The following is a 22154-nucleotide window of genomic DNA, read 5'->3' on the forward strand; positions in this document are numbered from 1 at the left end:
CGCACAGCGCCCGCCCGCAACCCTCCGCACCCCTTCGAGGCCGCCGTGTTCCGGTTCATCGTCAGGCGCCTGCTTCAGCTGATACCCACGCTGTTCGGGCTCTCCCTTCTGCTCTTCATCTGGCTCCGCCGGCTGCCCGGCGGCCCGGAGACCGCGATCCTCGGCGAGCGCGGTACGCCCGAGATGCGTGCCGCCATCCGCCGCAACATGGGCCTCGACGAGCCCATCCTGGTGCAGTACGGGCGGTTCGTGCGCCGGATGATCAAGCTCGACCTGGGCACCTCGACCTCCACAAAGCGGGCGGTCACCACGGAGTTCATCGAGCGATTCCCCGGCACCGTCGAACTGACAATCACCGCCATGGTGATCGCGATCGGCGTCGGCATCCCGCTCGGCTACCTGGCGGCCCGTCGTCGCGGCCGGTTCCTGGACCACGCGTCCGTGGGCGGCTCGCTGATCGGCATCTGCATCCCGGTCTTCTTCCTCGGCTACGTGCTCAAGGCGATCTTCTCGGAGAACCTGCACTGGTTCCCGTCCAGCGGCCGGCAGGACCCGACGCTCGGCGCGACCCGGGTCACCAACTTCTTCGTCCTCGACGGGCTCATGACCCGCGAGTGGGACGCGGCAGCCGACGCCCTCTGGCATCTCGTGCTGCCCGCCATCGCGCTGGCCAGCATCCCGCTGGCGATCATCGTCCGGATCACCCGGGCGAGCGTGCTGGAGGTGCTCAACGAGGACTTCGTCCGGACCGCCGAGGCCAAAGGCCTGACCGAGCGGACGGTGCGCACCCGGCACGTGCTGCGTAACGCGATGCTGCCGGTGGCCACCTCGATCGGCCTGCTCGCCGGCGGTCTGCTCTCCGGCGCCGTACTGACCGAGACCGTCTTCGCCTTCAGCGGCATCGGGGCCTTCGTCGCCGAGGCCATCGGCCAACGCGACTATCCGGTGCTGATGGGCTTCATTCTGATCATCGCGGTGGTGTACGTGCTGGTGAACCTTCTGGTCGACCTCTCCTACAGCTTCATCGACCCGAGGGTGAGGGTGCGATGACCCTCAGCCCCGGCAAGAAGCGCGAAAAGATCGACCGGCTCTCGGAGTTGGCCGCCCGCGACGACGAGCGTGGCGTCAGCCTGTGGCAGGAGGCATTCCGCCGGCTGCGCCGCAACCCGGCGGCAATCGTCGGTGCGGTCATCCTGACGATCTTCGTGTTGGTCGCGGTGATCGGGCCGTTCCTCGTGCCGTACGCGCCGACCGACACGATCGGCATCCGTGAGGGTCTGATCAAGCCGGGTGTCATCCCCGGCCCCAACGGCGACCACTGGTTCGGCTACGACCACCAGGGCCGGGACGAGTTCAGTCGGATGATCGTGGGCGCCCGGCAGACCCTGCTGGTCGGCGTGGTCTCCACACTTATCGGCCTGGCGGTCGGCGCGCTCATCGGTGGCATCTCCGGTGCCGCGGCCGGCCTCGGCGGCCGGTGGGGGCGGTGGATCGACACCACCCTGATGCGGTTCGTCGACATGCTGCTGGCGATGCCGAGCCTCCTGCTGGCGGTAAGCATCGCCGCCCTGCTCGGTGCCAGCCTGACCACTGTGATGATCGCGGTCGGCGTGGTCTCGGTGCCGGTCTTCGCCCGGCTGCTGCGCGGCTCGATGATCTCCCAGGCCAACAGCGACTACGTGCTGGCGGCCACCTCGCTCGGCGTTAAGAAGTCGAAGATCGCGCTGACCCACGTGGTGCCGAACTCGCTCGCCCCGGTGATCGTGCAGGCCACCCTGACCCTGGCCACAGCGATCATCGAGGCTGCGGCGCTGTCGTTCCTGGGCCTGGGCAACCCCGACACCGCCGTACCGGAGTGGGGCGTCATGCTCGCCGACGCGCAGCAGTACCTCGGCATCCGGCCGTCGCTGGCGATCTACCCGGCGGTCGGGATCATCATCACCGCGCTCGGCTTCACCCTGCTGGGTGAGGCGATGCGCGAGGCCCTCGACCCGAAGCTGCGGAAGTAGGCCCGGTATGTGTGAAGCGCGAGGAGTGAGCTTGCGAGCCCCGCAGTCGCGAACGGAGGGCCAGTAATGGCATTGCTCGAAGTGGACGATCTGTCCGTCACGTTCGCGCGGCGCGGCCAGCGGGCCGTGCACGCGGTCGACGGTGTGTCCTTCTCCGTCGACGCCGGTGAGGTCGTGGGCCTGGTCGGCGAGTCCGGCTGCGGCAAGAGCGTCACGTCACTGGCGATCATGGGCCTGTTGCCGAAGCAGCCTGGCCTGCGCGTCGGTGGCAAGGCCGTCTTCGACGGCACCGACCTGCTCCAGCTCGACGACCGGTCCCGGCGTGACATCCGGGGCCGGGACATCGCGATGATCTTCCAGGACCCGCTCTCCTCGCTGAACCCGGTGATCCCGATCGGGTTGCAGGTGACCGAGGTGCTCGCCCGGCACCGGGGGATGAAGGGCGAGACCGCGGCCAAGGAGGCTGCGTCGCTGCTGGACCGGGTCGGCATCCCGGACCCGAAGCGCCGGCTGAAGGAGTACCCGCACCAGCTCTCCGGCGGGATGCGGCAGCGGGCGTTGATCGCGATGGCGGTGGCCTGCCAGCCTCGGCTGCTGATCGCCGACGAGCCGACCACCGCGCTGGACGTCACCATCCAGGCCCAGATCCTGGAGCTGCTCAAGGAACTGGTCCGGGACTCCGGCACCGCGCTGCTGATGATCACGCACGATCTCGGTGTGGTGGCCGGCATGGTCGACACCGTCAACGTGCTCTACGCCGGCCGGGTGGTGGAGACGGCCCGCCGTCGTCCGCTGTTCCGCGAGCCGCGTCACCCGTACACAGTGGGTCTGCTCGGTTCGGTGCCGCGCCTGGACGCCGGGCGGGGCGAGAAGCTCACCCCGATTCCCGGTTCGGTCCGGGATCTGCTGCCCTGGCCGGATGGCTGCGCCTTCGCCCCGCGTTGCGCCCGTCGGACCGACGAGTGTGTGGGGCAGCCGCCGGAGCTGGTACACACCTACGACGGGCGGAGCTACCGGTGCGTCAACCCGGAGCCCGTGCCCGGCACGGTGCCCGCCCCACGCGAGGAGGAGCCAGCGTGAGCGACAACGACATCCTCGTCGAGGTACGCGACCTGAAGGTGCACTTCCCGATCAGACGGGGAGTGCTCTTCGACCGGGTGGTCGGGCATGTGAAGGCCGTCGACGGGGTCGACCTGAGCATCCCGCGCGGCAAGACGTACGGGCTGGTCGGTGAGTCCGGCTGCGGAAAGTCGACGCTCGGTCGTGCACTGCTCCAGCTCACACCGCCGACCGCGGGCGAGGTGAACTTCGACGGCGTCGAGCTGACGAAGCTGCCGGCGGGCAAGCTGCGCACCATGCGGCGCCGGATGCAGATGATCTTCCAGGACCCGATGTCCAGCCTCGACCCCCGGCAGAACGTCGAGTCGATCCTGACCGAGGGCCTCCAGACCCATGGGATCGGCGCCGACCGCAACGACCGTCGGCGGATCATCGGCGAGACCCTTGACGCTGTGGGGCTGCCCCGCTGGGCGCTGTCCCGCTACCCGCACGAGTTCTCCGGCGGGCAGCGCCAGCGCATCGGCATCGCCCGTGCGGTGGTGCTCGGGCCGGAGCTGATCGTCGCCGACGAGCCGGTCTCGGCGCTGGACGTCTCGATCCAGGCCCAGGTCGTGAACCTGCTCGACGAGCTACAGGACAGCCTCGGGCTGACCTACCTGGTGATCGCGCACGACCTGGCGGTCGTGCGGCACATCTCCGACACTGTCGGCGTGATGTACCTGGGCGCGCTTGTCGAGGAAGCGCCGAGCGACCGTCTCTACACCGAGCCGCTGCACCCGTACACCCGGGCGTTGATGTCCGCGGTGCCCGTGCCGGACCCGGACGTGGAGGACCGGCGGGAGCGGATCCTGCTCGCGGGCGACCTGCCCTCGCCGGCCAACCCGCCGTCCGGCTGCCGTTTCCACACCCGCTGCCCGTGGGCGCAGCCCACCCGCTGCGCCGACGAGCGGCCGGTGCTGCGGGAAATCGGCACCAGCCGGGTGGCCTGCCACTTCGCCGAGCAGATCGCCAGCGGGGAACTGCGCCCGCACAAGGTCAGCGTGCAGATCGTCCGCCCCGAGGGCGAGGGCGAGTCACCGGGCGTGGTCTCCGCACCCAGCGAGCCCGGCTCGTACGTCTGACGGGGCGCGGGGCCGTTGCCTCGTGAGCGTGATACCTCTGAGTCATCAAGATGACTCAGAGGTATCACTTTGTCGGGCGCGGTCAGCCCTCCGGGCGGTGCAGCAGTGCCACAGCGACACCGTGCACCGCGTCCAGCCCTGCCGGGTCGCCCAGCGGGACCGACCCGCCGGTCACCGCGTACCACTCGTCGGCGTCCTTGTACTGCACCTGCAGCGTGACCTTGCCGTCCGCGTAATCGGTGCGCAGGGTCAACTCGCCGGTGACGACGCCGACCTCGTCGGTCATCACCCCGCCCGGCCCCGGCACGATGTCGGCGGTACGGCTCTGCGCGCCGCCGGCACCGTCGGAATCCGCGACCATGCCGGCCCCCGGCACGGCGGCCGGGGTCTCGGCGGCACCGTCCGCGGTCATGCCTGCTGTGGCCGGGGTCTTGTCACCAGCCCCCTCGGCCTCTGTCACGAATTGCTCCCCACCCTGCAGCCCTCCAACATGTCGGTCAGAGCGGACTTCTCCGCACTGGTCACCGTCAGTCGCCAGTAGTGCTTGACGGCTACCCAGTCTTCCGCGTACTGACACCAGTACGACCGGTTTGCTGGCTTCCACTGGGACGGGTCCTGGTCACCCTTCGACCGATTCGACGACGCCGAAACCGCGAAGAGCTGCGGTCGTGTGGTGTCGTTCGCGAAATCGCCGCGCTTCGCGTCGTCCCACTCGTCGGCACCCGAGCGCCACGCGTTGGCCAACGGCACCATGTGGTCGATGTCCACGTCGGAGGGGTCGGCGGCGCTGCGACCGTCGTACACGCTCTCCCACCGACCACCGACCACGTTGCAGCCCGACAGCTTCACGTCCTCGCCGTCGCGCTGCAGGATGGTGTCCCGCACATCGCAGTTCTTGCCGGTGTTCCGCCAGTGCGGAAAACGGCTCCGGCTGTAGCCCTTCATCGAGCCTGCTTCGGCGACGGTCAGCTCACCCAACTGCTGGGCCGTGTTGCCGCCGCCACCCGACGACGGGGCAGCCTCCGGTTCATCCGGTGGGACACAACCGGCAACGCCAAGCGCCAGCGCCGCGACGAGCGCGGTCACCGCCGCGCGCGATCCTGATCTGGTACGCACAGACGACACCTCTCCAGCTTGCGGGCTCCCGGCGATTGCGCACAGTACCCGGGGAACGGTTTCGGCGTTTCGTGGCGTCTCCCACATCCTGCAGGGCAGATTGGTGAGATGACCACCTCCGCACCCGCGCCCGCTCTGCGGATGGGCACCGCCGCCGGTCGGGGGACGTTGCTCGCCGCAGTCCTCGCCTCCGGAATGGTCTTCCTCGACAGCACCGTCGTCAACGTGGCGCTGCCGAAACTCGGCCAGGATCTCGATGCCAATGTGGCCGATCTTCAGTGGACCGTCAACGGCTACCTGCTGATGCTGGCGGCGTTCGTGCTGCTCGGCGGGGCACTCGGGGACCGTTTCGGCAGGCGTCGGGTCTTCCTGATCGGGGTGGTGTGGTTCACCGTCGCCTCGGTGCTGTGCGGGCTGGCCCAGGGCACCGGCGCGCTCATCGCGGCCCGGTTCCTCCAGGGCATCGGCGGCGCGCTGCTCACCCCCGGGTCCCTGTCGGTGCTCCAGGCGAGCTTCCACCCCGACGACCGAGGGCGGGCGATCGGTGCCTGGGCCGGACTGTCCGGTGTCTCCACGGCATTGGGTCCGTTCATCGGCGGCTGGCTGATCGACGCCCTGTCCTGGCGGTGGATCTTCTTCCTGAACCTGCCGCTCGCCGTACTCGTGGTGCTGGCCGCCGTGCGGTGGGTGCCGGAGAGCCGTGACGAGAACGTCTCGCGGACGCAGGGACCGGGGCGCACCCGACGCCGGTTCGACGTGGCCGGGGCGCTGCTCGGCGCGCTCGCACTCGCCGGCATCACGTACGCCCTCATCGACGCGCCCGCGCGCGGCCACACCTCCGCCCCGGTGCTTGTCGCGGCGCTCGTCGGAGTGCTGGCCGCAGTGGCGTTCGTCCTCTTGGAACGGCGACGCGGCGACACGGCGATGCTGCCCACCGGGCTCTTCAGCAGTCGACTCTTCTCGGTGCTGAACATCTTCACAGTGGTGGTCTACGCGGCGCTCGGCGGTTTCACCTTCTTCTTCGCCGTCTATCTCCAGAACGTCGTCGAGTGGTCGGCCTTCCGCACCGGGATCGCGCTGCTGCCGATGACGGTCCTGCTGCTCGTCGGATCGGCACGGGCCGGTGCGCTGTCCGCGCGGATCGGCCCGCGGCTGCCGCTTGCCGTCGGGCCGGTGGTGGCCGCCGCCGGTCTGCTGCTGCTCCGCAGCGTCGGGCCGGGCGCGTCGTACTGGCGGGACGTACTGCCGGGAGTGCTGCTCTTCGGTCTCGGGCTGACCCTTGTGGTGGCGCCCCTGACCGCGTCGGTGCTGGCAGCGGTGCAGGACCGGTTCTCCGGGGTGGCCAGCGGCTTCAACAACGCCGCGTCCCGGGCCGGCGGTCTGCTAGCGGTCGCCGCGTTGCCGCTGCTTGTCGGCCTCTCCGGTGGCGGGTACGAGCAGAAGGCCGCGCTCACCGATGCGTACCGTGCTTCGTTGCTGTGGTGTGCGGGCCTGCTGCTGGCCGGCGCCGCGCTGGCGCTCGTGCTGGTCCACCGACCGCCCCGCGCGGCCCCGCCGTCGCAGCCCTGCCACTCGATGCCCGCCGCGACACCTCCGCGATAGGAAACGCCCCGATGTAAGGAAGGGCCCCTTGTTAACGCCTGGGCGCTAACAAGGGGCCCTTCCTTACAGCTCAGCGGCGGGCGCGGTTGACGGCGCTGGTGACCGCCTTGATCGAGGCGGTGACGATGTTGGCGTCGGTGCCGACACCCCACACCGTGTGACCGTCCACCTCGCACTCCACGTACGCGGCGGCCTGCGCGTCCCCACCGGAGGACAGCGCGTGCTCGTGGTAGTCGAGCACCCGGACGCCGACGCCGATCGACTGGAGCGCGTTGACGTACGCATCGATCGGGCCGTTGCCGATCGCCGTGAGCGACCGCTCCTCGGCGCCGACGCCGACCTGGGCCTCGATCTCGACCTTGCCGTCGGTGGTGCCGATCGTGTAGCCGGCCAGCCGGACCGCCGGGTCAGGCTGGTGGTCGAGCAGGTAGTGCGTCGCGAAGATCTCCCACATGGCGGCCGGCTCGACCTCGCCGCCGTCGTGGTCGGTGACCTGCTGCACCACACCGGAAAACTCGATCTGGAGCCGCCGGGGCAGGTCCAGCTGGTGCTCGCTCTTCATGATGTAAGCGACGCCGCCCTTGCCGGACTGCGAGTTGACCCGGATGACCGCCTCGTAGGTGCGGCCCAGGTCCTTCGGGTCGATCGGCAGGTACGGCACCGCCCAGGTCTGCTCGTCCACAGGCACGCCGGCCGCCTTCGCGTCGGCGTTGAGGGCGTCGAAGCCCTTCTTGATGGCGTCCTGGTGGGAGCCGGAGAAGGCGGTGTAGACCAGGTCGCCCGCGTACGGGTGGCGCTCGTGCACGGGCAGCTGGTTGCAGTATTCGACGGCCCGCCGGATCTCGTCGATGTTGGAGAAGGAGATCATCGGGTCGATGCCCTGGGAGAACAGGTTGAGCCCCAGCGTCACCAGGTCGACGTTGCCGGTGCGCTCGCCGTTGCCGAACAGGCAGCCCTCGATGCGGTCCGCGCCGGCGAGCAGGCCCAGCTCGGCGGCGGCCACACCGGTGCCCCGGTCGTTGTGCGGGTGCAGGCTCAGCACCACGCTGTCGCGGCGCGGCAGGTGCCGGTGCATCCACTCGATCGAGTCGGCGTACACGTTCGGCGTCGCCATCTCGACGGTGGCCGGCAGGTTGATGATCAGCGGGCGGTCGGGCGTCGGGTCGATCACGTCGATCACCCGGGAGCAGACCTCCAGCGCGTACTCCAGCTCGGTGCCCGTGTAGGACTCCGGCGAGTACTCGTAGAAGATCTCGGTGTCCGGGGTGTGGATCTCTGCGTACTTCTGGCAGAGCCGGGCGCCGCTGGTGGCGATGTCGGCGATGCCGTCGCGGTCCAGGCCGAAGACGACCCGGCGCTGGAGCGTGGACGTCGAGTTGTAGAAGTGCACGATGGCCCGCTTCGCGCCGCGCAGCGACTCGAACGTCCGGTCGATCAGGTGCTCCCGACACTGGGTGAGGACCTGGATCGTGACGTCGTCCGGGATCATGTCCTGTTCGATGAGCTGCCGGACGAAGTCGAAGTCGGTCTGGCTCGCCGACGGGAAGCCGACCTCGATCTCCTTGTAGCCCATCTGCACCAGCAACTGGAACATCCGGCGCTTGCGCTCGGGCGACATCGGGTCGATCAGCGCCTGGTTGCCGTCGCGCAGGTCCACCGCGCACCACCGCGGCGCGGCCTCGACGTGGCGGGTGGGCCAGGTGCGATCCGGCAGGTCGATGCGGAACTGCTCCTGGTACGGCTGGTAGCGGTGGTACGGCATTCCGCTCGGGCGCTGCCGGGCGAAGGGATCGGTCTCAGCGTCGGTGACAGGTTGAGCCATCTCAGAGTGCTCCCTGGAACATGTGGCGTCAGCAGATCGGAAGGTGTCGGCGAGGCGTCGGGCTGCGGTGCCCACGCGACTGCCGATGAAAAGCTCGGATGTGCTGGACGGCGCGATGCGACTCCGCGACGAGGTGCCGGCCGGTTAGGCCTCGTCGCGGCGGCTAAGGAGAAGAAGCGCCTGCCACATGACCAGGTCACCCTACGTGATGGAACTGGGGGTGGAAAGGAACGTCCGGACTATGGGACCGACGTCATGTTCTCCTCCGGGGCCATGGCACCCAGCCTCGGCGTCCGCTCAGCCCAGGCCACCACGGGCACGATCGCGAGCCCGACCAGAACGAAGATCGCCGCCGTCGGATACCAGCCCCATCCGCCGGTGGTCACCCCGAGCGCCGTCAGCCCCGCCGGGGCGATCAGGAACTGCACCTGCGTGCCCAGGCGTAACGCCCCCACGTAGGCGCCGCGCTGGTCGGCCGGTGGCAGGGTGGCCGTGAGGCCCCAGGTGCCCGCCGACTCGATCAACTCGGCGAGGATCAGCAGCGTCGCGGCGGCCACGAGCACCACGATGGTGAGCCCACCCCGGGTAACGCCGGAGATCGGCAGGACCAGGCAGAACACGGCGATCAGCAGGCCGCCCCGGCGCGACGCCCGCGCCGCGCCCGCAGCGGTGTCGGCGCCCCGGCTCACGCGAACCTGGAGCAGCACGATCAGGACCGTGTTGAGCAGCACCAGAGCGGCGATCACCGTCTTCGGGGCATCCGTGTGGGTGAGGATCCAGAGCGGCATCACCGTCAGGTACAGCACCCCGTGCGCGGTGAGCAGCCCGGACAGCAGGGACACCGCCAGGAACGGCCGGTCCCGCAGTACGGCGAGCCGGCTCATCGGCTCCGTGGGCCGGACCACGTGGGGCAGCCGTGGCAGTCGCCGCACGAACAGGGCCGTCACCAGGATCACCGTCGAGATGAACCAGACCATCCCCCGGTACGCCGCCATCGTGTCCACCGCCAGCACCACGCCGCTGATCACCGCGCCCAGCCCGAACCCGACGTTCAGCGACGAACGCTGGTACGCCATCCCCGTGACCCGTTCCGCCGGAGGGAGCGCGTTGATCGAGTAGACCTGACGGGCCACGCCGGTGGCGGCGTCCACGGTCGCCAGCGCCACCACCACGGCGAGGAAGCCCGCGAAGCCGCCGACGAACGGGTACGTCGCGAAGAGCATCGCGTCCAGCACCAGCCCGAACACCCAGACCCGCTGCGGTCCGTACCTGTCGGTGAGCCCGCCCAGCGGGACCGTGCCCAGCAGCGACACCCCCGCCGCGATGGACAGCCCCAGCCCGACCTGGGCGGCGCTGAGCCCGAGCGCCCGTGTGAAGAAGACGGCGCTGCCGGCGTGGAACAGGCCGCTACCGACGGCGTAGACCATTGCCTGCACGGCCAGGGCGCGGGTCAGCCCGGGCGGCGGTACGACGTTACGGACGGCGGTGCGGATGATGTCTCTGGCCCCCATGGCTGCTGAGTGAATCGTGCCCCCATGGCATCGGTCGAACCTTTTAGGCTGGGCCGAATCGTGCGGGGGTGCGTGTGTCGGAGTTGCGGTTCAGCCTGGCCGACGTCGCGGGAGTACGGCTCGCCGTGTCGCCGGTCAACGAGACGGTCATGAGCATGTGGGCGCTTGCCAGCCCGGTCCGCTATGCGGTGCACCTGCCCTGGATCGACAGGGCCCGAGTGACGGTGCGTCGTCCCGAGGTGGCCGCCCGGGTTCGCCCGCTCACGGAGTTGGCCCGGGCGGGTTGCTGGTTGCCCGACTTCCTCACCCCGGCGGCCCGACCGAACGTGGAGATGGCCGAGCAACTGGACCAGATCGCCGCGACGCCGCCGGCCGTGGTGGTCCAGGACCTCCTGGCGACCACCCCGCGCCGGCCGCTGAGCCCGTTCGGGTTGGCGCTGCTCGCCGATCCCCGCGGGCTGCTGCCGCAGCTCGTCGACGCCGTACGGGTCTGGTACGACGAGGCGATCGCCCCGGACTGGCCGCGGATGCGGGCGCTTCTCGACGCCGATGTGGCGTACCGCGCCGCTCAGCTCGCCGAGGGCGGTGCCGGCCGGTTCTTCGAGCAGCTCCACCCGAGCCTGCGCTGGCTCGGTGACCGGGTGGTCAGCGACGACCCGTTCGAGCGGGACTTCGACCTGCGCGGTCGTGGGTTGGCGCTCAACCCGACGGTGTTCACCGAGCGGCGGGTGCTGTGGAACCTGCTGGAGGACTCGCTGCCGGCCGGCGCGTACCCGGTCCGGGCTGTCGGAACGCTCTGGGAGGCGACCCCGTCGCCACCTGGTGACTCGCTGGCACGGGTGGTCGGCCCGGGCCGGGCGGCGCTGCTGCACCTGCTCGACACCGCGACCAGCACCACCGATCTGGCCCGACTCACCGGGATGTCCGCCGGGAACGTCTCCCAGCACCTGGCCGCGCTGCACGCCGCCGGCCTGGTCCACCGGGTTCGGCAGGGCCGGCACGTCCTCTACGGCAATACCGAGGCCGCGAAGGTCCTGCTCCGGGCAAGCCGTGGCGGGTGATCCGAGGGGCGCTCAGCAGAGCAGCAGGTCGGTGACCGGGCGGCGGTGACGGAGGCCGGTTTCGCGGGCGCGCAGGTCGGCCGGGAGGGCGAACGGGTCCCCGAGACGGCCGACGGCGGCGACAACCAGCGGGCGTACGCCGACGGGCAGGTTGAGCTCGGTGGCGAGGCTGACCTGGTCGAAGCGGGTGAGTTGACGCACGTGCAGGCCGAGCGCGGTGGCCTGAAGGGTCAGGTGGGCCATCGCCTGACCGAGGTCGTACGCGGCACGCTCGGCGTCCCCGCCGGTGTGCGCGCCGACCACCAGTGTTGCGGCGTGCCGGGCCCAGCACTGGTCGTCGTCCGGGAGGCTGACCATGATCCGCTTCCAGTTCTCGTCGTCCCGGTGACCGAGGGCGAACCGCCAGGGCTGCCCGTTCTCCTCCGACGGCGCCCAGCGCGCGGCCTCCAGCAGTGAGGCCGCCTCGTCCGGGGTCAGCTCGGCGCGGGGGTCGAAGGCCCAGGGGCTCCAGCGGAAGGCGAGCAGCGGGGTGAGGTCAGCCATGTCGGCAATCGTCCTGTATGGGTGATTCGCCGCTCAGGATGGGTCCCGCAAATGTGGTCAATGACACCCGTAACGGGACGAAGGTCAAGACGTTCCCGCGCCCGGGCTGTCCGACGGGTCAGGGGTCGGCGGCGCCGCCGTACCCAGGGGCTCCACGTCCACCACCACGGGCCCGGCCAACTGCACGCTCGCCGGCGCGGTGCCGGGCGGGGCGGCCAGTCGCAGCGTCCCGGCCGCCGTCCGGACACCTGTCGGTGTGCCGTCCCGGTCGTAGCAGTAGATGCCGACGTCCAACGGGGCGTTCAGCGAAGCCGAGGTGGACTCCACCGAGTAACAGGCGCCGGTGACGCCCTCCGGTGGGCTGGCCGGCGCCACCGCCAACGGCGCACGCCTGTCGGTAAGCACAGCCAGCCAGTCGGTGAGCGGATGGTGGACGCGAGGGTCCAGCCGGCGCGGGAGCGCATCGTCGCGATCGCCGAGGCGTACGCAGTGCGCCGGCTCCGGTCGAGCGCTCGACGGCAGGGCGCACTGGAACAGCCCGTCGGTGGTGGCCGCCAGCGAGACGTCGACGGTGCCGCCGAGCGCACCACCCGGCACGTCGACCCGCCAACTGCCGTCGTTCGCGCTTGTGAACACGATGCTGCGGTCCGGTCGGCCGGGCTGGCTGAAGACGTACTGCGCCACGAGGTGGCGATCCTGCGCGGCGGCGGCCAGGGCGGCCAACTCGTCCCGGGCGGCATCCACAGTTACCGGCCCGGGATCGGCAGGCGGTGGGGGCGCGGGTTGCTCGCTGGTGCACGAGACCAGGACAGCAGGCAGGGCGAACACGAGCGACCCGAGCACGCGGAGGGCCGAGCGGATGAGGACGGGCACCGGCCCATTCTGCTGGGTGCCGCAGGATCGCGGGGGAGCGGCGCGCGGCCGATCCTCGGCGTGTCGGGCGCGGCGTGCGGACGTACCGGACGGGCTTGCGGACCTGGTCACCCGCGCTGGCCGGTGGCCCGCGCGGGCCGGATGGTGGGATCACACAACCCGCCGTCCTGACCCGCCGGATACCCTCATGAGGTCTGACACGCGCCGCCGGCCCCGGTTCCGGCGGCGTCGGCACGCTCAGGGACGCTGGGAGGGAGTGCACCGTCGTGGCACTCGTGGTGCAGAAGTACGGCGGGTCCTCCGTCGCCAATGCCGAGCGCATCAAGCGGGTGGCCGAGCGCATCGTCGCCGCCCGTAAAGCTGGCGACGACGTCGTGGTGGTGGTCTCCGCGATGGGAGACACCACCGACGAGTTGCTCGACCTGGCCAATCAGGTCAGCCCGTTGCCGCCGGGCCGCGAGCTGGACATGCTGCTCACCGCCGGGGAGCGGATCTCGATGGCCCTGCTGGCCATGGCGATCCACAACCTGGGGTACGAAGCCCGCTCGTTCACCGGCTCGCAGGCCGGCGTGATCACCACCTCGGTGCACGGTCGCGCACGGATCATCGACGTCACCCCCGGGCGGCTCAAGGGCGCGCTCGACGAGGGCGCTGTGGTGATCGTGGCCGGTTTCCAGGGCGTCTCGCAGGACACCAAGGACGTCACCACCCTCGGCCGGGGCGGTTCGGACACCACTGCGGTGGCGCTCGCCGCCGCCCTGCACGCCGACGTGTGCGAGATCTACACCGACGTCGACGGCATCTTCACCGCCGACCCGCGGATCGTGCCCAACGCGCGGCACATCCAGCAGATCACCTACGAGGAGATGCTGGAGTTGGCCGCGTGCGGCGCCAAGGTGCTGCACCTTCGTAGCGTGGAGTACGCCCGCCGGGCGGGGTTGCCGATCCACGTCCGTTCGTCATACTCGACCAACACCGGCACGATGGTCACCGGATCGATGGAGGACCTTTCCATGGAGCAGGCACTGATCACCGGGGTCGCGCACGACCGCAGCGAGGCCAAGATCACGATCGTCGGCGTGCCCGACGAGCCGGGCGCCGCCGCGCGGATCTTCGACACCGTCGCCGGTGCCGAGATCAACCTCGACATGATCGTGCAGAACGTTTCCACCGAGGGCACCGGCCGGACGGACATCTCGTTCACGCTGCCCAAGGCCGACGGCCCGACCGCGATGGCCGCCCTCAGCAAGATCCAGGAGCCGGTCAAGTTCAAGGGCCTGCTCTACGACGACCACGTCGGCAAGGTCTCGCTGATCGGGGCTGGCATGCGTTCGCACCCCGGCGTGGCCGCCGGCTTCTTCGCCGCGCTCGGCGCGGCAGGTGTCAACATCGAGATGATCTCCACTTCCGAGATCCGGGTCTCCGTCGTCTGCCGGGACACCGACCTCGACGTCGCGGTGCGCGCCATCCACGACGCGTTCGAGTTGGGTGGCGACAGCGAAGCCGTGGTCTACGCGGGGACGGGTAGGTAACGCCCGATGACGGCGCTGCCCACCCTCGCCGTGGTCGGAGCGACAGGTGCCGTCGGCACCGTGATGTGTGAGCTGCTCACCGGGCGTCGCAACGTCTGGGGTGAGATCCGGCTCATCGCCTCCGAGCGTTCGGTCGGGAAGCGGGTGCGCTGCCGGGGCGAGGAACTCGTCGTCCAGGCGCTGACACCGGAGGCCTTCGACGGCGTCGACGTGGCGATGTTCGACGTGCCCGACGAGGTCTCCGCCGAGTGGGCACCCATCGCCGTCGCCCGTGGCGCGATCGCTGTGGACAACTCCGGCGCCTTCCGGATGGACCGGGACGTCCCGCTCGTCGTTCCGGAGATCAACCCCGAGGACGTCCGCAACAGGCCCCGGGGCATCATCGCGAACGCCAACTGCACCACCCTCGCGATGATCGTCGCGGTCGCCCCGCTGCACCGCGAGTACGGCCTGCGGGAACTGGTGCTCGCCTCCTACCAGGCGGTCTCCGGAGCCGGCAAAGCCGGGGTGGACATCCTGCACGACCAACTCGCCAAGGTCGCCGGGGATCGCGCGCTCGGCTCGCGCACCGGCGACGTCCGTCAGGCCGTCGGCGACGACCTCGGCCCGTTCCCGGCCCCGCTGGCGCTCAACGTGGTGCCCTGGGCCGGCTCGCCGGCCGACGACGGCTGGTCGTCCGAGGAAATGAAGATCCGCAACGAGTCGCGGAAGATCCTCGGCCTGCCCGACCTCAAGGTCAGCGCCACCTGCGTCCGGGTGCCTGTGGTGACCGGCCACTCGGTGGCAGTGCACGCCGTCTTCGCCACCGAGGTGGACGCCGAGGGCGCCCGCGAGGCGCTACGCAACGCCCCCGGCGTGATCCTCGTCGACGACCCCGCCTCCGGGGAGTTCCCGATGCCGATCGACGCGGTCGGCACCGACCCGTCCTGGGTCGGCCGGATCCGCCGCGCCCTCGACGACCCGCGCGCCCTGGACTTCTTTGTCACCGGCGACAACCTCCGCAAAGGCGCAGCCCTCAACACGGCCCAGATAGCCGAACTACTAGCCAAAGAGCTAAAAACCCCGTAACCCGCCCTGCCCCGCCCTGCCCGCCCCGCCCCACTCCGTCGATCATGGAGTTGTGGTGGGCGGATAGTGGCGCTGTGCCCCTTTTGCGGGGCACCACAACTCCATGATCGACCACTGCGGGGGCGGGCGGGAGGGAGGGCGCGCGGAGCAGCGGGGCTAGAGGGGGCTAGGCGGCTGCTAGGTGGACTCCGTCTCGGCCTTGGCGTTTTACCGCGTAGAGGGCCTGGTCGGCTCGGCGCAGGGTGCCGTCGGGGGACTCGCCGGGGCGGGGCAGCGCAACGCCCACGCTGATCGTGCGTCCGATGCGGCGGGCAGCCTCGGCAAGCCGTTCGGCGATCCGGACCGCCTCCTCCGGGCGGTTCACCTCGATCACCGCGACGAACTCGTCACCACCGATCCGGTACAGCTCGTCCCCGTGCCGCAACGCCCCCTCCAGCGCCCGGGCCAGCCCGACAAGCACCCGGTCGCCGGCCTGGTGGCCGTACGTGTCGTTGACAGTCTTGAAGCCGTCCACGTCGATCGCCAGCAGCGCCGTACGCCCCGGGGTGGCCGCGGCGATCCGCTGCCCGAACGGGCCGGTGTGCCGCAGTCCTGTCAGCGGGTCCGAGCTGGCCTGCTCCCGTAGACGGGCGAGTGTGTGCAGCCGGTCCAGGCTGGTCCACGCCTGCCCGGCGAGCAGCTCCATGAGGCTTACCGTGGTCGGATCCGGGCGCAGCACCCGCGCGTCGGCCACGAGCAGCGCCCCGCCCGCGTCGGACGGGCCGACCGGAACGGCGATGAGTGTGCGTACCCCGGCCCGGGTCAGTGTCTGGTAGTCCTCCGTCGGAGGATGTCCCACCTCGCCCAGCGTGTAGCCGGCCCCGTACCGGTGTGCCCGCTCCACGATGCGGCCCAGCGTCTCCGGACCCGCCCCGGTCAGCTCCGCCCGGATGCGGGTCTCCAGCTCACCGGGGGCCGCCCGGGATGGTCCGAGCCGCGCGCCGTCGGGCCCGCCGATCAGCAGCACCGCGGTGGAGAGGGTGGAGACCTCTCGCGCGGCGCAGGTCGCCGCGCTCATCACCGCCTCCTCGGTCTCGGCCGAGGAGAGGGCTGCGGCGTGCCGGAGCAGCTTCTCGCTGCGGCTCTCCGCCGGAGGGCCGCCGAGTGCGGCGATCCGCGCACCGAGCAGGGCTGCCAGGCACTCCGCGGTCTCCCGCCACGGCTCCAGGTCGACCGGCCCGCTCCACTGGAGGTCCAGGACGCCGACCGTCCGGTCCGCCGGGTCCAGTACCGGCACGCACAGTTCCGTTGTCACGTCCGGGCGTACCGGAAGGTAGTCGGGGTCGACCGTGACGTCCGGGACCACGGCGGTGGCCCCGGTGGCGTACACCCGGCCGACGATCCCGGTGCGTGCCGGCACCGTGGCGAAGACCTGCCAGGCGCCGGTCGCCGCCACGCAGCGCAGCCGGTCATGGACGTCGAGCAGCACGGAGATGGTCGCCGAGGTGTGTTGGGAGAGGGCGCTTACCGTCCACCGACAGGCCTCCGGCACGCTCGACGCCATCGTCAGGCGGACGGTGACGTCACGGATGACTCGCTGATGATCCACTCGCACGTCGTTCCAGGTAGGGGAGGGTCCGGCCGGCCGCCGAGCCATGCGATCAAGGGTACTCACGGCGACGGTCGACGACCTTCGTACACACGTTCTATCCACAGGCTGTGGACGCGGCCTGTGGGTTCGGCCGCCGGACCTCGTTAGCGTGGGAACCCCGGCACCGAGGAGGCGACAATGTCCGCGCACCCGAGCGCCGTCCCGCCCGCGGCGCCCGTCGGGGTCACCGCCGAGGAAAGGCTTGTCTGGTACGTCGCGTACGGCTCGAACATGCACGCCGCCCGGCTGGCGTGGTACATCGGTGGTGGTTGCCCGCCCGGCGGCCGGCGGACGTACCCGGGCTGTCGTAATCCCCGCCCGCCCAGACGGTCGGTGCCGGTGTCCCTGCCCGGAGGGATCTACTTCGCCGGCGAGTCGGGCGCCTGGACCGGCGGGATGGCGTTCTACGACCCGCAGCTGCCCGGGGTGGCCGCCGCCAGGGCGTACCTGGTCACGATCGAGCAGTTCACCGACATCGCGGCCCAGGAGATGTACCGCCCAGCGGGCGACCACGCCGGCCTGCTCCCGGCTACCGTCGAGGCCGTCGACACTGCCGTCGCCGACGGCCGGGCCGCGCTCGGCCCCGGCCGTTACGAGACGCTGATCTGCCCGGGGCACCTCGCCGGAGCCCCGCTGCTCACCTTCACCGCTCCCGAGCCGTCGTCGGCAGTACGGTGCCGGCCACCCGCGCCGATCTACCTCGGCATGATCGCCCGGGGGCTGCGCGAGTCGTACGGCTGGTCGGCAGAGCGGATCGCCGGCTACCTGGCACAGCGACCCGGGGTCGCCGAAGGCTGGACGCCCGGCGCCGTCGCGGCCCTGGTCACCGACGCGCTCACCGCCGACTGACCGGCGCTTCCGCACAACCGTGACGGGCCGCGCGGGTCGCGCCGAGCGCCCGGCTCGACCGGTCGGCGTTCGGATGAGAGGCTGTCGGAGAGCGGCGACCCCCGATGCGCCGCCATCCACGATCGACACTTCCGACGGCGTCGGTCGGCGACCCGGTCGACCCACAGGCCAGGCACCGCACACGCGCCGATTCTCACGAGGAGTCCCATGTCCATACCCGGGATGCGTCGGGCCGCCGCCGGCCTGACCGCGCTCGCGGTGGCAGCGCTCGGCGCGGTCGCCACCACCCCCGAGCAGGCGGACGCGCGACCGAAGCCGGTCGACGTCACACTGCTGGCACTCAACGACTTCCACGGCAACCTCGAACCGCCGAGCGGGTCCAGCGGCACGATCGCCGGGCAGACCGCGGGCGGCGTCGAATACCTCGCGACCCACCTGGCCGAGCTGCGCGCCGCCGCCAAGAAGAAGAACACCATCACCGTCGCCGCCGGTGACCTGATCGGCGCGTCTCCGCTGCTCTCGGCCGCGTTCCACGACGAGCCCACCATCGAGGCGCTGAGCATGGCCGGGCTGGACTACGCAAGCGTCGGCAACCACGAGTTCGACGAGGGCGCCGCCGAGCTGCTGCGGATCCAGAACGGCGGCTGCCACCCGGTGGACGGCTGCGCCGACGGGACCCCGTACCGGGGCGCCGGCTTCAAGTACCTGTCCGCCAACGCCTTCAAGACCGCCACCGGCAAGCCGCTGCTGGCGCCGTACGCGATCCACAAGGTGCAGGGCGTCAAGGTCGGCTTCATCGGGATGACCCTGGAGGGCACCCCGGAGATCGTCAGCCAGCAGGGCGTCGCCGGCCTCACCTTCGCCGACGAGGCCGACACCGCCAACCGGTACGCCCGTGAGCTGCGGCGCAAGGGCGTCGAGGCGATCGTCGTGCTGCTGCACGAGGGAGGCACCCAGGCCGCCACAGGCGGCATCAACGACTGCGTCGGCATGACCGGGCCCATCGTGGACATCGCCAACCGGATGGACCCGTCGATCGACGTGGTGGTCAGCGGCCACACCCACCAGGCGTACAACTGCGACATCAACGGCAAGCTGGTCACCAGCGCCAGCTCGTTCGGTCGCCTTGTCACCGACATCGACCTGAAGATCGACCGTCACTCCGGTGACATCATCTCCGCCAAGGCGGAGAACATGGTGGTCACCCGCGACGTCGCCAAGGACCCGAAGCAGACCGCCCTCATCGACCGCTACAAGACGGTGCTCGGCCCGGTCGCCGGCCGCCAGGTCGGCGAGACCACAACGGCGATCACCCGGAGCCAGGAAACCCTCTTCGGTACGACGATGGGTGAGTCACCACTGGGCAACCTGATCGCCGACGCGCAACTCGCCGCCACCGACGACGAGCAGAACGCTGTCGCCGCCTTCATGAACCCCGGTGGAGTCCGGGCCGACCTCGACGCCGGCCCGGTCACCTACGAGGAGGCGTTCACAGTGCAGCCGTTCGCCAACAACCTCGTGACACTGGACCTGACCGGCGCGCAGCTCTACTGCGTACTGGAGCAGCAGTTCGTCACCGGCCGGACGCTGTACCCGTCGTCGACAGTCGGCTACGTCGTCGACCCGGCCGGCACCACCGGCACCGTCGCCGACCCGTGCGCCGGCACCCGCGTGGTCCGGGGCAGCCTCACCATCGGCGGCACCGCCGTCGACACGGCCGCCACGTACCGGGTCACGGTGAACAACTTCCTGGCCGGCGGCGGTGACGGTTTCAGCGCCCTCACCGGCGGGACGAACCTGGTCACCGGCCAGATCGACCTGGACGCGTTCGTGGCGTACCTGACCGCGCAGTCGCCGGTCTCCGCCCCGACGCTCGACCGCATCCGCACCACCGCCGAGGTCCCCGCCGCCTGACGGCTGGCCTCTCGACAGTCGGGCCCTGGAGCAGCAGCTCCAGGGCCCGACCCGTCCCTGCCCGTCGTGCTCGTGCTCGTGCTCGCGGGGATCGTGCTCGATCCTGGTTTTAGTGGTCTCGACCTGGTGTGCAGGCCACTACAACCAGGATCGAGTCTGATCGTTCGGGGAGGGAGCGCTTGTCGTACCTCGGAAAGGTCGGCCGGCGGGGCGCGGCGGCTGTCGGTGTGCTCTGCCATGCTGGCTCGGTGAGTGTGACCTGGCGGCATCTGCCCGCATCGGCCCGTGAGATCGCCAACGCGGCCGGCGAAGCCGTCGCTGCAGTCCAGCAGCGCGACGCCGCGACGTACGAGGTGGCGGTCGAGCGGCTGACCGGTGCGGACCGGTCCGGCCTGGTGCTCGGCGTCGTCGTCCGGTTGCTGCTGGAGCAGACCCATCCGGACGGGCTCGACGGTGACGACGTCCGTCAGGTGCTGGAACGCTGCGTTCGCTCGGCGGCCGAATGGCGCGCCGACGTCGATCCGCACGTGGTGCTGGTGCTCCTCGCCGGGGCGCTCGGCGTGTACGACCCGGGCGACGACGACAACCCGCCCGGCCCGGCGGCGGTCGCCCGACACGCCCCGCTGCTCATCGCCGACCTGCTGTCGGCCTCCGGCCAGCCGATCGACGGCTATCTGGCTGCCGCGTTCGTCGAGATCGAGCGCACCGAACGGCACGACTGACCGGCAGGGGCACGCGGGGATTCCGCGCATGGGGAACACTGGCCGGCATGGCTGACCAGAGCGATGCGAAAATCGCGCTGCATTACTACCTTCAGCAGACTCGCGAAAACCTGATCTGGAAGCTTGACGGGCTCAGCGAACGCGAAGCCAGGCTGCCCCGCACCGCGACCGGCAACAACCTGCTGGGTGTGATCAAGCACTGCCTCAATGTCGAGGCCGGGTACTTCGGGCCCACCTTCGGACGCGAATTCCCCACCCCCGAGGAACTGGTTCCCCTGCAGGCGTTCGACGAGGACCCACAGGCAGACTGGTACGCGCGGGAGGACGAGACGAAGGACGGGCTTGTCGACCTGTATCGCCGTGTCGGGGCGTTCGCCGACCAGACGATCCAGGAGTTGCCGCTCGACGCGCCGGGGCACGTGTCGTGGTGGCCGCCCGAAGCACAGGCCGTGACGCTGCAGAGGGTCATCATCCACGTGACGTGCGACCTCGCCCGTCACGCCGGGCACGCCGACATCATGCGCGAGCAGCACGACACGACGATCGGCATGCGGCGGGAGAACTTCGGTGTCCCCGACGGCTATGACTGGACGGCGTACGTCACCAAGCTGACGAAGCTCGCCGACCAGTTCGAATAACCTCACGGGAAAACACCAGAGGGCACATCCATGGATCGGATGTGCCCTCTTAGCCTCTGGTTGCCCGCCCCCACCTCGCCCGCATCACGGACGCCAGTACCAGTTCTGCCGTACGTACAGGCGGGTCAGCCCGGCGCCCAGCATGTTGTTGAGAGACGGGTTGACCTGACCCTCGCCCGGCTGCACGACCTCCGTGACCACGTACCGGCAGCCGAGTGCGCGGGCCTGTACCAGGCGGGCGGCGATGAGCGCTCCCTGACCGCCGCGCCGCCGGTATCCAGGCAGGATGGCACCGGAGTTCAGCGAGGCCACCTCGTCGTTGACGTAGAGGGCACCGCCACCGACGACGGTGTCGCCGGACAGGGCGGCGTACAGGTGGAAGTCGGGCTTCTCGGCACTCGCCTTCAACATGCCGGCGAGGCCGTCGTGTGGCATGCCGAAGGCGGTGAGGATGGACCGGCCCCACGCGTCGGCGAGGTCGGCGGTGACCGGGACGATGCCCAGGTCGGTCTTGCCCTTGATCACGACGTCCTCGATAGGGGCGGCGAGCTTGGCGATCCGGCCACCGGGCTGCAGTCCGTGCGCCGCACAGATGTCGGCCCAGTCAGTTGGCAGTACCTCGGGGGCGATCTGGAGCACCGCCACGGGTGCCCGCTCTGCGCGGTAGATGCCGATGATCTCGTCTATCAGGTCGGCGGTGACCGGTTCGGTGAATCCGAAGCCGAGAGCCTTGTTCCAGTAGCTGGTCACGTCGTTGCGCATGGAGAGCACGACGCCGCCGCCCACCCGGTGCGTGGTGATCCCGAGCAGCTCACGGTCGGCGGCCGGGGTGCCGGTCTCGTAGTCGCTCCCGACGCCGGCAGCCTCCGCTTCGGCGACTACGCGCAACGCTGGCTGAGCAACCGCAACGACGAGAGGGCGACCGTCGCCCGCGATGCCTCGATCATGGGCAATCACGTCGTGCCGAGGTGGGGTGCAGTACCGCTGGCGACGATCGATCACTCGGCCGTTCAGGAGTGGGTGACCAAGCTGGGGAGCGCCGAAAACGAATCAAGGCCCCTCGGTGGAGGGGCCTTGACCTGCT

At 70.5% G+C, this 22154-nt stretch carries 20 protein-coding genes; 12 read left to right on the forward strand and 8 right to left on the reverse strand.

Annotated elements, in window-relative coordinates; all coding sequences use genetic code 11:
* Window positions 1–45 precede the first annotated feature (45 nt).
* From ACPXB1_RS08815 to ACPXB1_RS08830, 4 genes are all read left to right on the forward strand, one after another.
* A complete protein-coding gene (locus ACPXB1_RS08815; RefSeq protein WP_355590268.1) occupies window positions 46–1050 on the forward strand; it encodes an ABC transporter permease in 1005 nt (334 codons plus the stop codon).
* Window positions 1047–2009 carry an ABC transporter permease gene (locus ACPXB1_RS08820; protein ID WP_355590265.1) on the forward strand — a complete coding sequence of 321 codons (963 nt, stop codon included), beginning with the start codon at window positions 1047–1049 and terminating at the stop codon, window positions 2007–2009. Before ACPXB1_RS08815 ends, ACPXB1_RS08820 begins: the two co-directional genes overlap by 4 nt.
* A gap of 66 nt (window positions 2010–2075) precedes the next feature.
* On the forward strand, window positions 2076–3089 hold the full coding sequence (locus tag ACPXB1_RS08825; protein WP_387156195.1) for an ABC transporter ATP-binding protein: 1014 nt from the start codon (window positions 2076–2078) through the stop codon (window positions 3087–3089).
* Window positions 3086–4189, forward strand: coding sequence for an ABC transporter ATP-binding protein (locus ACPXB1_RS08830; protein ID WP_053654886.1), 1104 nt, complete (start codon window positions 3086–3088; stop codon window positions 4187–4189). Before ACPXB1_RS08825 ends, ACPXB1_RS08830 begins: the two co-directional genes overlap by 4 nt.
* Window positions 4190–4271: 82 nt before the next feature.
* On the opposite strand, the gene ACPXB1_RS08835 is transcribed toward ACPXB1_RS08830, so the two are convergent.
* The gene (locus tag ACPXB1_RS08835; protein WP_053655080.1) at window positions 4272–4670 is read right to left on the reverse strand and encodes a hypothetical protein; all 399 of its coding nucleotides are present in this window, start codon (window positions 4668–4670) and stop codon (window positions 4272–4274) included.
* On the reverse strand, window positions 4646–5305 hold the full coding sequence (locus ACPXB1_RS08840) for an HNH endonuclease family protein (protein ID WP_053655078.1): 660 nt from the start codon (window positions 5303–5305) through the stop codon (window positions 4646–4648). The genes ACPXB1_RS08835 and ACPXB1_RS08840 overlap by 25 nt, the downstream gene beginning before the upstream one ends.
* A gap of 108 nt (window positions 5306–5413) precedes the next feature.
* Here ACPXB1_RS08840 and ACPXB1_RS08845 point away from each other — a divergent pair, with 108 nt between their 5' ends.
* Complete coding sequence (locus ACPXB1_RS08845; protein WP_306273239.1) at window positions 5414–6907, forward strand: MFS transporter; 1494 nt, start codon at window positions 5414–5416, stop codon at window positions 6905–6907.
* Between the two features lie 70 nt (window positions 6908–6977).
* On the opposite strand, the gene leuA is transcribed toward ACPXB1_RS08845, so the two are convergent.
* Both leuA and ACPXB1_RS08855 read right to left on the reverse strand, forming a co-directional pair.
* Complete coding sequence (leuA, locus tag ACPXB1_RS08850; RefSeq protein ID WP_053654882.1) at window positions 6978–8729, reverse strand: 2-isopropylmalate synthase; 1752 nt, start codon at window positions 8727–8729, stop codon at window positions 6978–6980.
* A 239-nt stretch (window positions 8730–8968) separates the two neighbouring features.
* Window positions 8969–10240, reverse strand: coding sequence for an MFS transporter (locus ACPXB1_RS08855; protein WP_167946695.1), 1272 nt, complete (start codon window positions 10238–10240; stop codon window positions 8969–8971).
* A 68-nt stretch (window positions 10241–10308) separates the two neighbouring features.
* On the opposite strand from ACPXB1_RS08855, the gene ACPXB1_RS08860 reads away from it, so the two are divergent.
* Window positions 10309–11301: an ArsR family transcriptional regulator gene (locus tag ACPXB1_RS08860; RefSeq protein WP_425735049.1), complete on the forward strand. Its 993-nt coding sequence runs from the start codon at window positions 10309–10311 to the stop codon at window positions 11299–11301.
* Window positions 11302–11313: 12 nt separating this feature from the next.
* On the opposite strand, the gene ACPXB1_RS08865 is transcribed toward ACPXB1_RS08860, so the two are convergent.
* Window positions 11314–11844 carry a nitroreductase family protein gene (locus ACPXB1_RS08865; protein WP_053654876.1) on the reverse strand — a complete coding sequence of 177 codons (531 nt, stop codon included), beginning with the start codon at window positions 11842–11844 and terminating at the stop codon, window positions 11314–11316.
* 84 nt (window positions 11845–11928) lie between these two features.
* Window positions 11929–12717 carry a hypothetical protein gene (locus tag ACPXB1_RS08870; RefSeq protein WP_425735050.1) on the reverse strand — a complete coding sequence of 263 codons (789 nt, stop codon included), beginning with the start codon at window positions 12715–12717 and terminating at the stop codon, window positions 11929–11931.
* 266 nt (window positions 12718–12983) lie between these two features.
* Between ACPXB1_RS08870 and ACPXB1_RS08875 the strand changes: the two genes are divergently transcribed.
* The gene (locus tag ACPXB1_RS08875) at window positions 12984–14249 is read left to right on the forward strand and encodes an aspartate kinase (RefSeq protein ID WP_425735051.1); all 1266 of its coding nucleotides are present in this window, start codon (window positions 12984–12986) and stop codon (window positions 14247–14249) included.
* A gap of 6 nt (window positions 14250–14255) precedes the next feature.
* A complete protein-coding gene (locus tag ACPXB1_RS08880) occupies window positions 14256–15317 on the forward strand; it encodes an aspartate-semialdehyde dehydrogenase (RefSeq protein WP_425735052.1) in 1062 nt (353 codons plus the stop codon).
* Window positions 15318–15483: 166 nt separating this feature from the next.
* Here ACPXB1_RS08880 and ACPXB1_RS08885 read toward each other — a convergent pair whose 3' ends face one another.
* Window positions 15484–16905, reverse strand: coding sequence for a sensor domain-containing diguanylate cyclase (locus ACPXB1_RS08885; RefSeq protein WP_355590232.1), 1422 nt, complete (start codon window positions 16903–16905; stop codon window positions 15484–15486).
* A 180-nt stretch (window positions 16906–17085) separates the two neighbouring features.
* Here ACPXB1_RS08885 and ACPXB1_RS08890 point away from each other — a divergent pair, with 180 nt between their 5' ends.
* The 4 genes from ACPXB1_RS08890 (at window position 17086) to ACPXB1_RS08905 (ending at window position 21070) form a co-directional block, all read left to right on the forward strand.
* Window positions 17086–17796, forward strand: coding sequence for a histone deacetylase (locus ACPXB1_RS08890; protein WP_355627914.1), 711 nt, complete (start codon window positions 17086–17088; stop codon window positions 17794–17796).
* 207 nt (window positions 17797–18003) lie between these two features.
* Window positions 18004–19710, forward strand: coding sequence for a bifunctional metallophosphatase/5'-nucleotidase (locus tag ACPXB1_RS08895; RefSeq protein ID WP_355590226.1), 1707 nt, complete (start codon window positions 18004–18006; stop codon window positions 19708–19710).
* A gap of 227 nt (window positions 19711–19937) precedes the next feature.
* On the forward strand, window positions 19938–20432 hold the full coding sequence (locus ACPXB1_RS08900) for a hypothetical protein (RefSeq protein WP_355590401.1): 495 nt from the start codon (window positions 19938–19940) through the stop codon (window positions 20430–20432).
* 47 nt (window positions 20433–20479) lie between these two features.
* Window positions 20480–21070: a DinB family protein gene (locus ACPXB1_RS08905; RefSeq protein ID WP_355590223.1), complete on the forward strand. Its 591-nt coding sequence runs from the start codon at window positions 20480–20482 to the stop codon at window positions 21068–21070.
* 84 nt (window positions 21071–21154) lie between these two features.
* Here ACPXB1_RS08905 and ACPXB1_RS08910 read toward each other — a convergent pair whose 3' ends face one another.
* A complete protein-coding gene (locus tag ACPXB1_RS08910) occupies window positions 21155–21958 on the reverse strand; it encodes a GNAT family N-acetyltransferase (RefSeq protein ID WP_355590220.1) in 804 nt (267 codons plus the stop codon).
* Between the last annotated feature and the right edge of the window lie 196 nt (window positions 21959–22154).

Source organism: Micromonospora sp. DT68 (assembly GCF_049847245.1).
Taxonomy (GTDB): Bacteria; Actinomycetota; Actinomycetes; order Mycobacteriales; family Micromonosporaceae; genus Micromonospora; species Micromonospora profundi.

Excerpts from the sequence above, each read along its gene's own strand:
- ACPXB1_RS08820 (WP_355590265.1), top strand. The coding sequence starts at position 1,047 with ATGACCCTCAGCCCCGGCAAGAAGCGCGAAAAGATCGACCGGCTCTCG.
- ACPXB1_RS08825 (WP_387156195.1), top strand. The coding sequence starts at position 2,076 with ATGGCATTGCTCGAAGTGGACGATCTGTCCGTCACGTTCGCGCGGCGC.
- ACPXB1_RS08845 (WP_306273239.1), top strand. The coding sequence starts at position 5,414 with ATGACCACCTCCGCACCCGCGCCCGCTCTGCGGATGGGCACCGCCGCC.
- leuA (WP_053654882.1), bottom strand. The coding sequence starts at position 8,729 with ATGGCTCAACCTGTCACCGACGCTGAGACCGATCCCTTCGCCCGGCAG.
- ACPXB1_RS08855 (WP_167946695.1), bottom strand. The coding sequence starts at position 10,240 with ATGGGGGCCAGAGACATCATCCGCACCGCCGTCCGTAACGTCGTACCG.
- ACPXB1_RS08865 (WP_053654876.1), bottom strand. The coding sequence starts at position 11,844 with ATGGCTGACCTCACCCCGCTGCTCGCCTTCCGCTGGAGCCCCTGGGCC.
- ACPXB1_RS08880 (WP_425735052.1), top strand. The coding sequence starts at position 14,256 with ATGACGGCGCTGCCCACCCTCGCCGTGGTCGGAGCGACAGGTGCCGTC.
- ACPXB1_RS08890 (WP_355627914.1), top strand. The coding sequence starts at position 17,086 with ATGTCCGCGCACCCGAGCGCCGTCCCGCCCGCGGCGCCCGTCGGGGTC.
- ACPXB1_RS08895 (WP_355590226.1), top strand. The coding sequence starts at position 18,004 with ATGTCCATACCCGGGATGCGTCGGGCCGCCGCCGGCCTGACCGCGCTC.
- ACPXB1_RS08905 (WP_355590223.1), top strand. The coding sequence starts at position 20,480 with ATGGCTGACCAGAGCGATGCGAAAATCGCGCTGCATTACTACCTTCAG.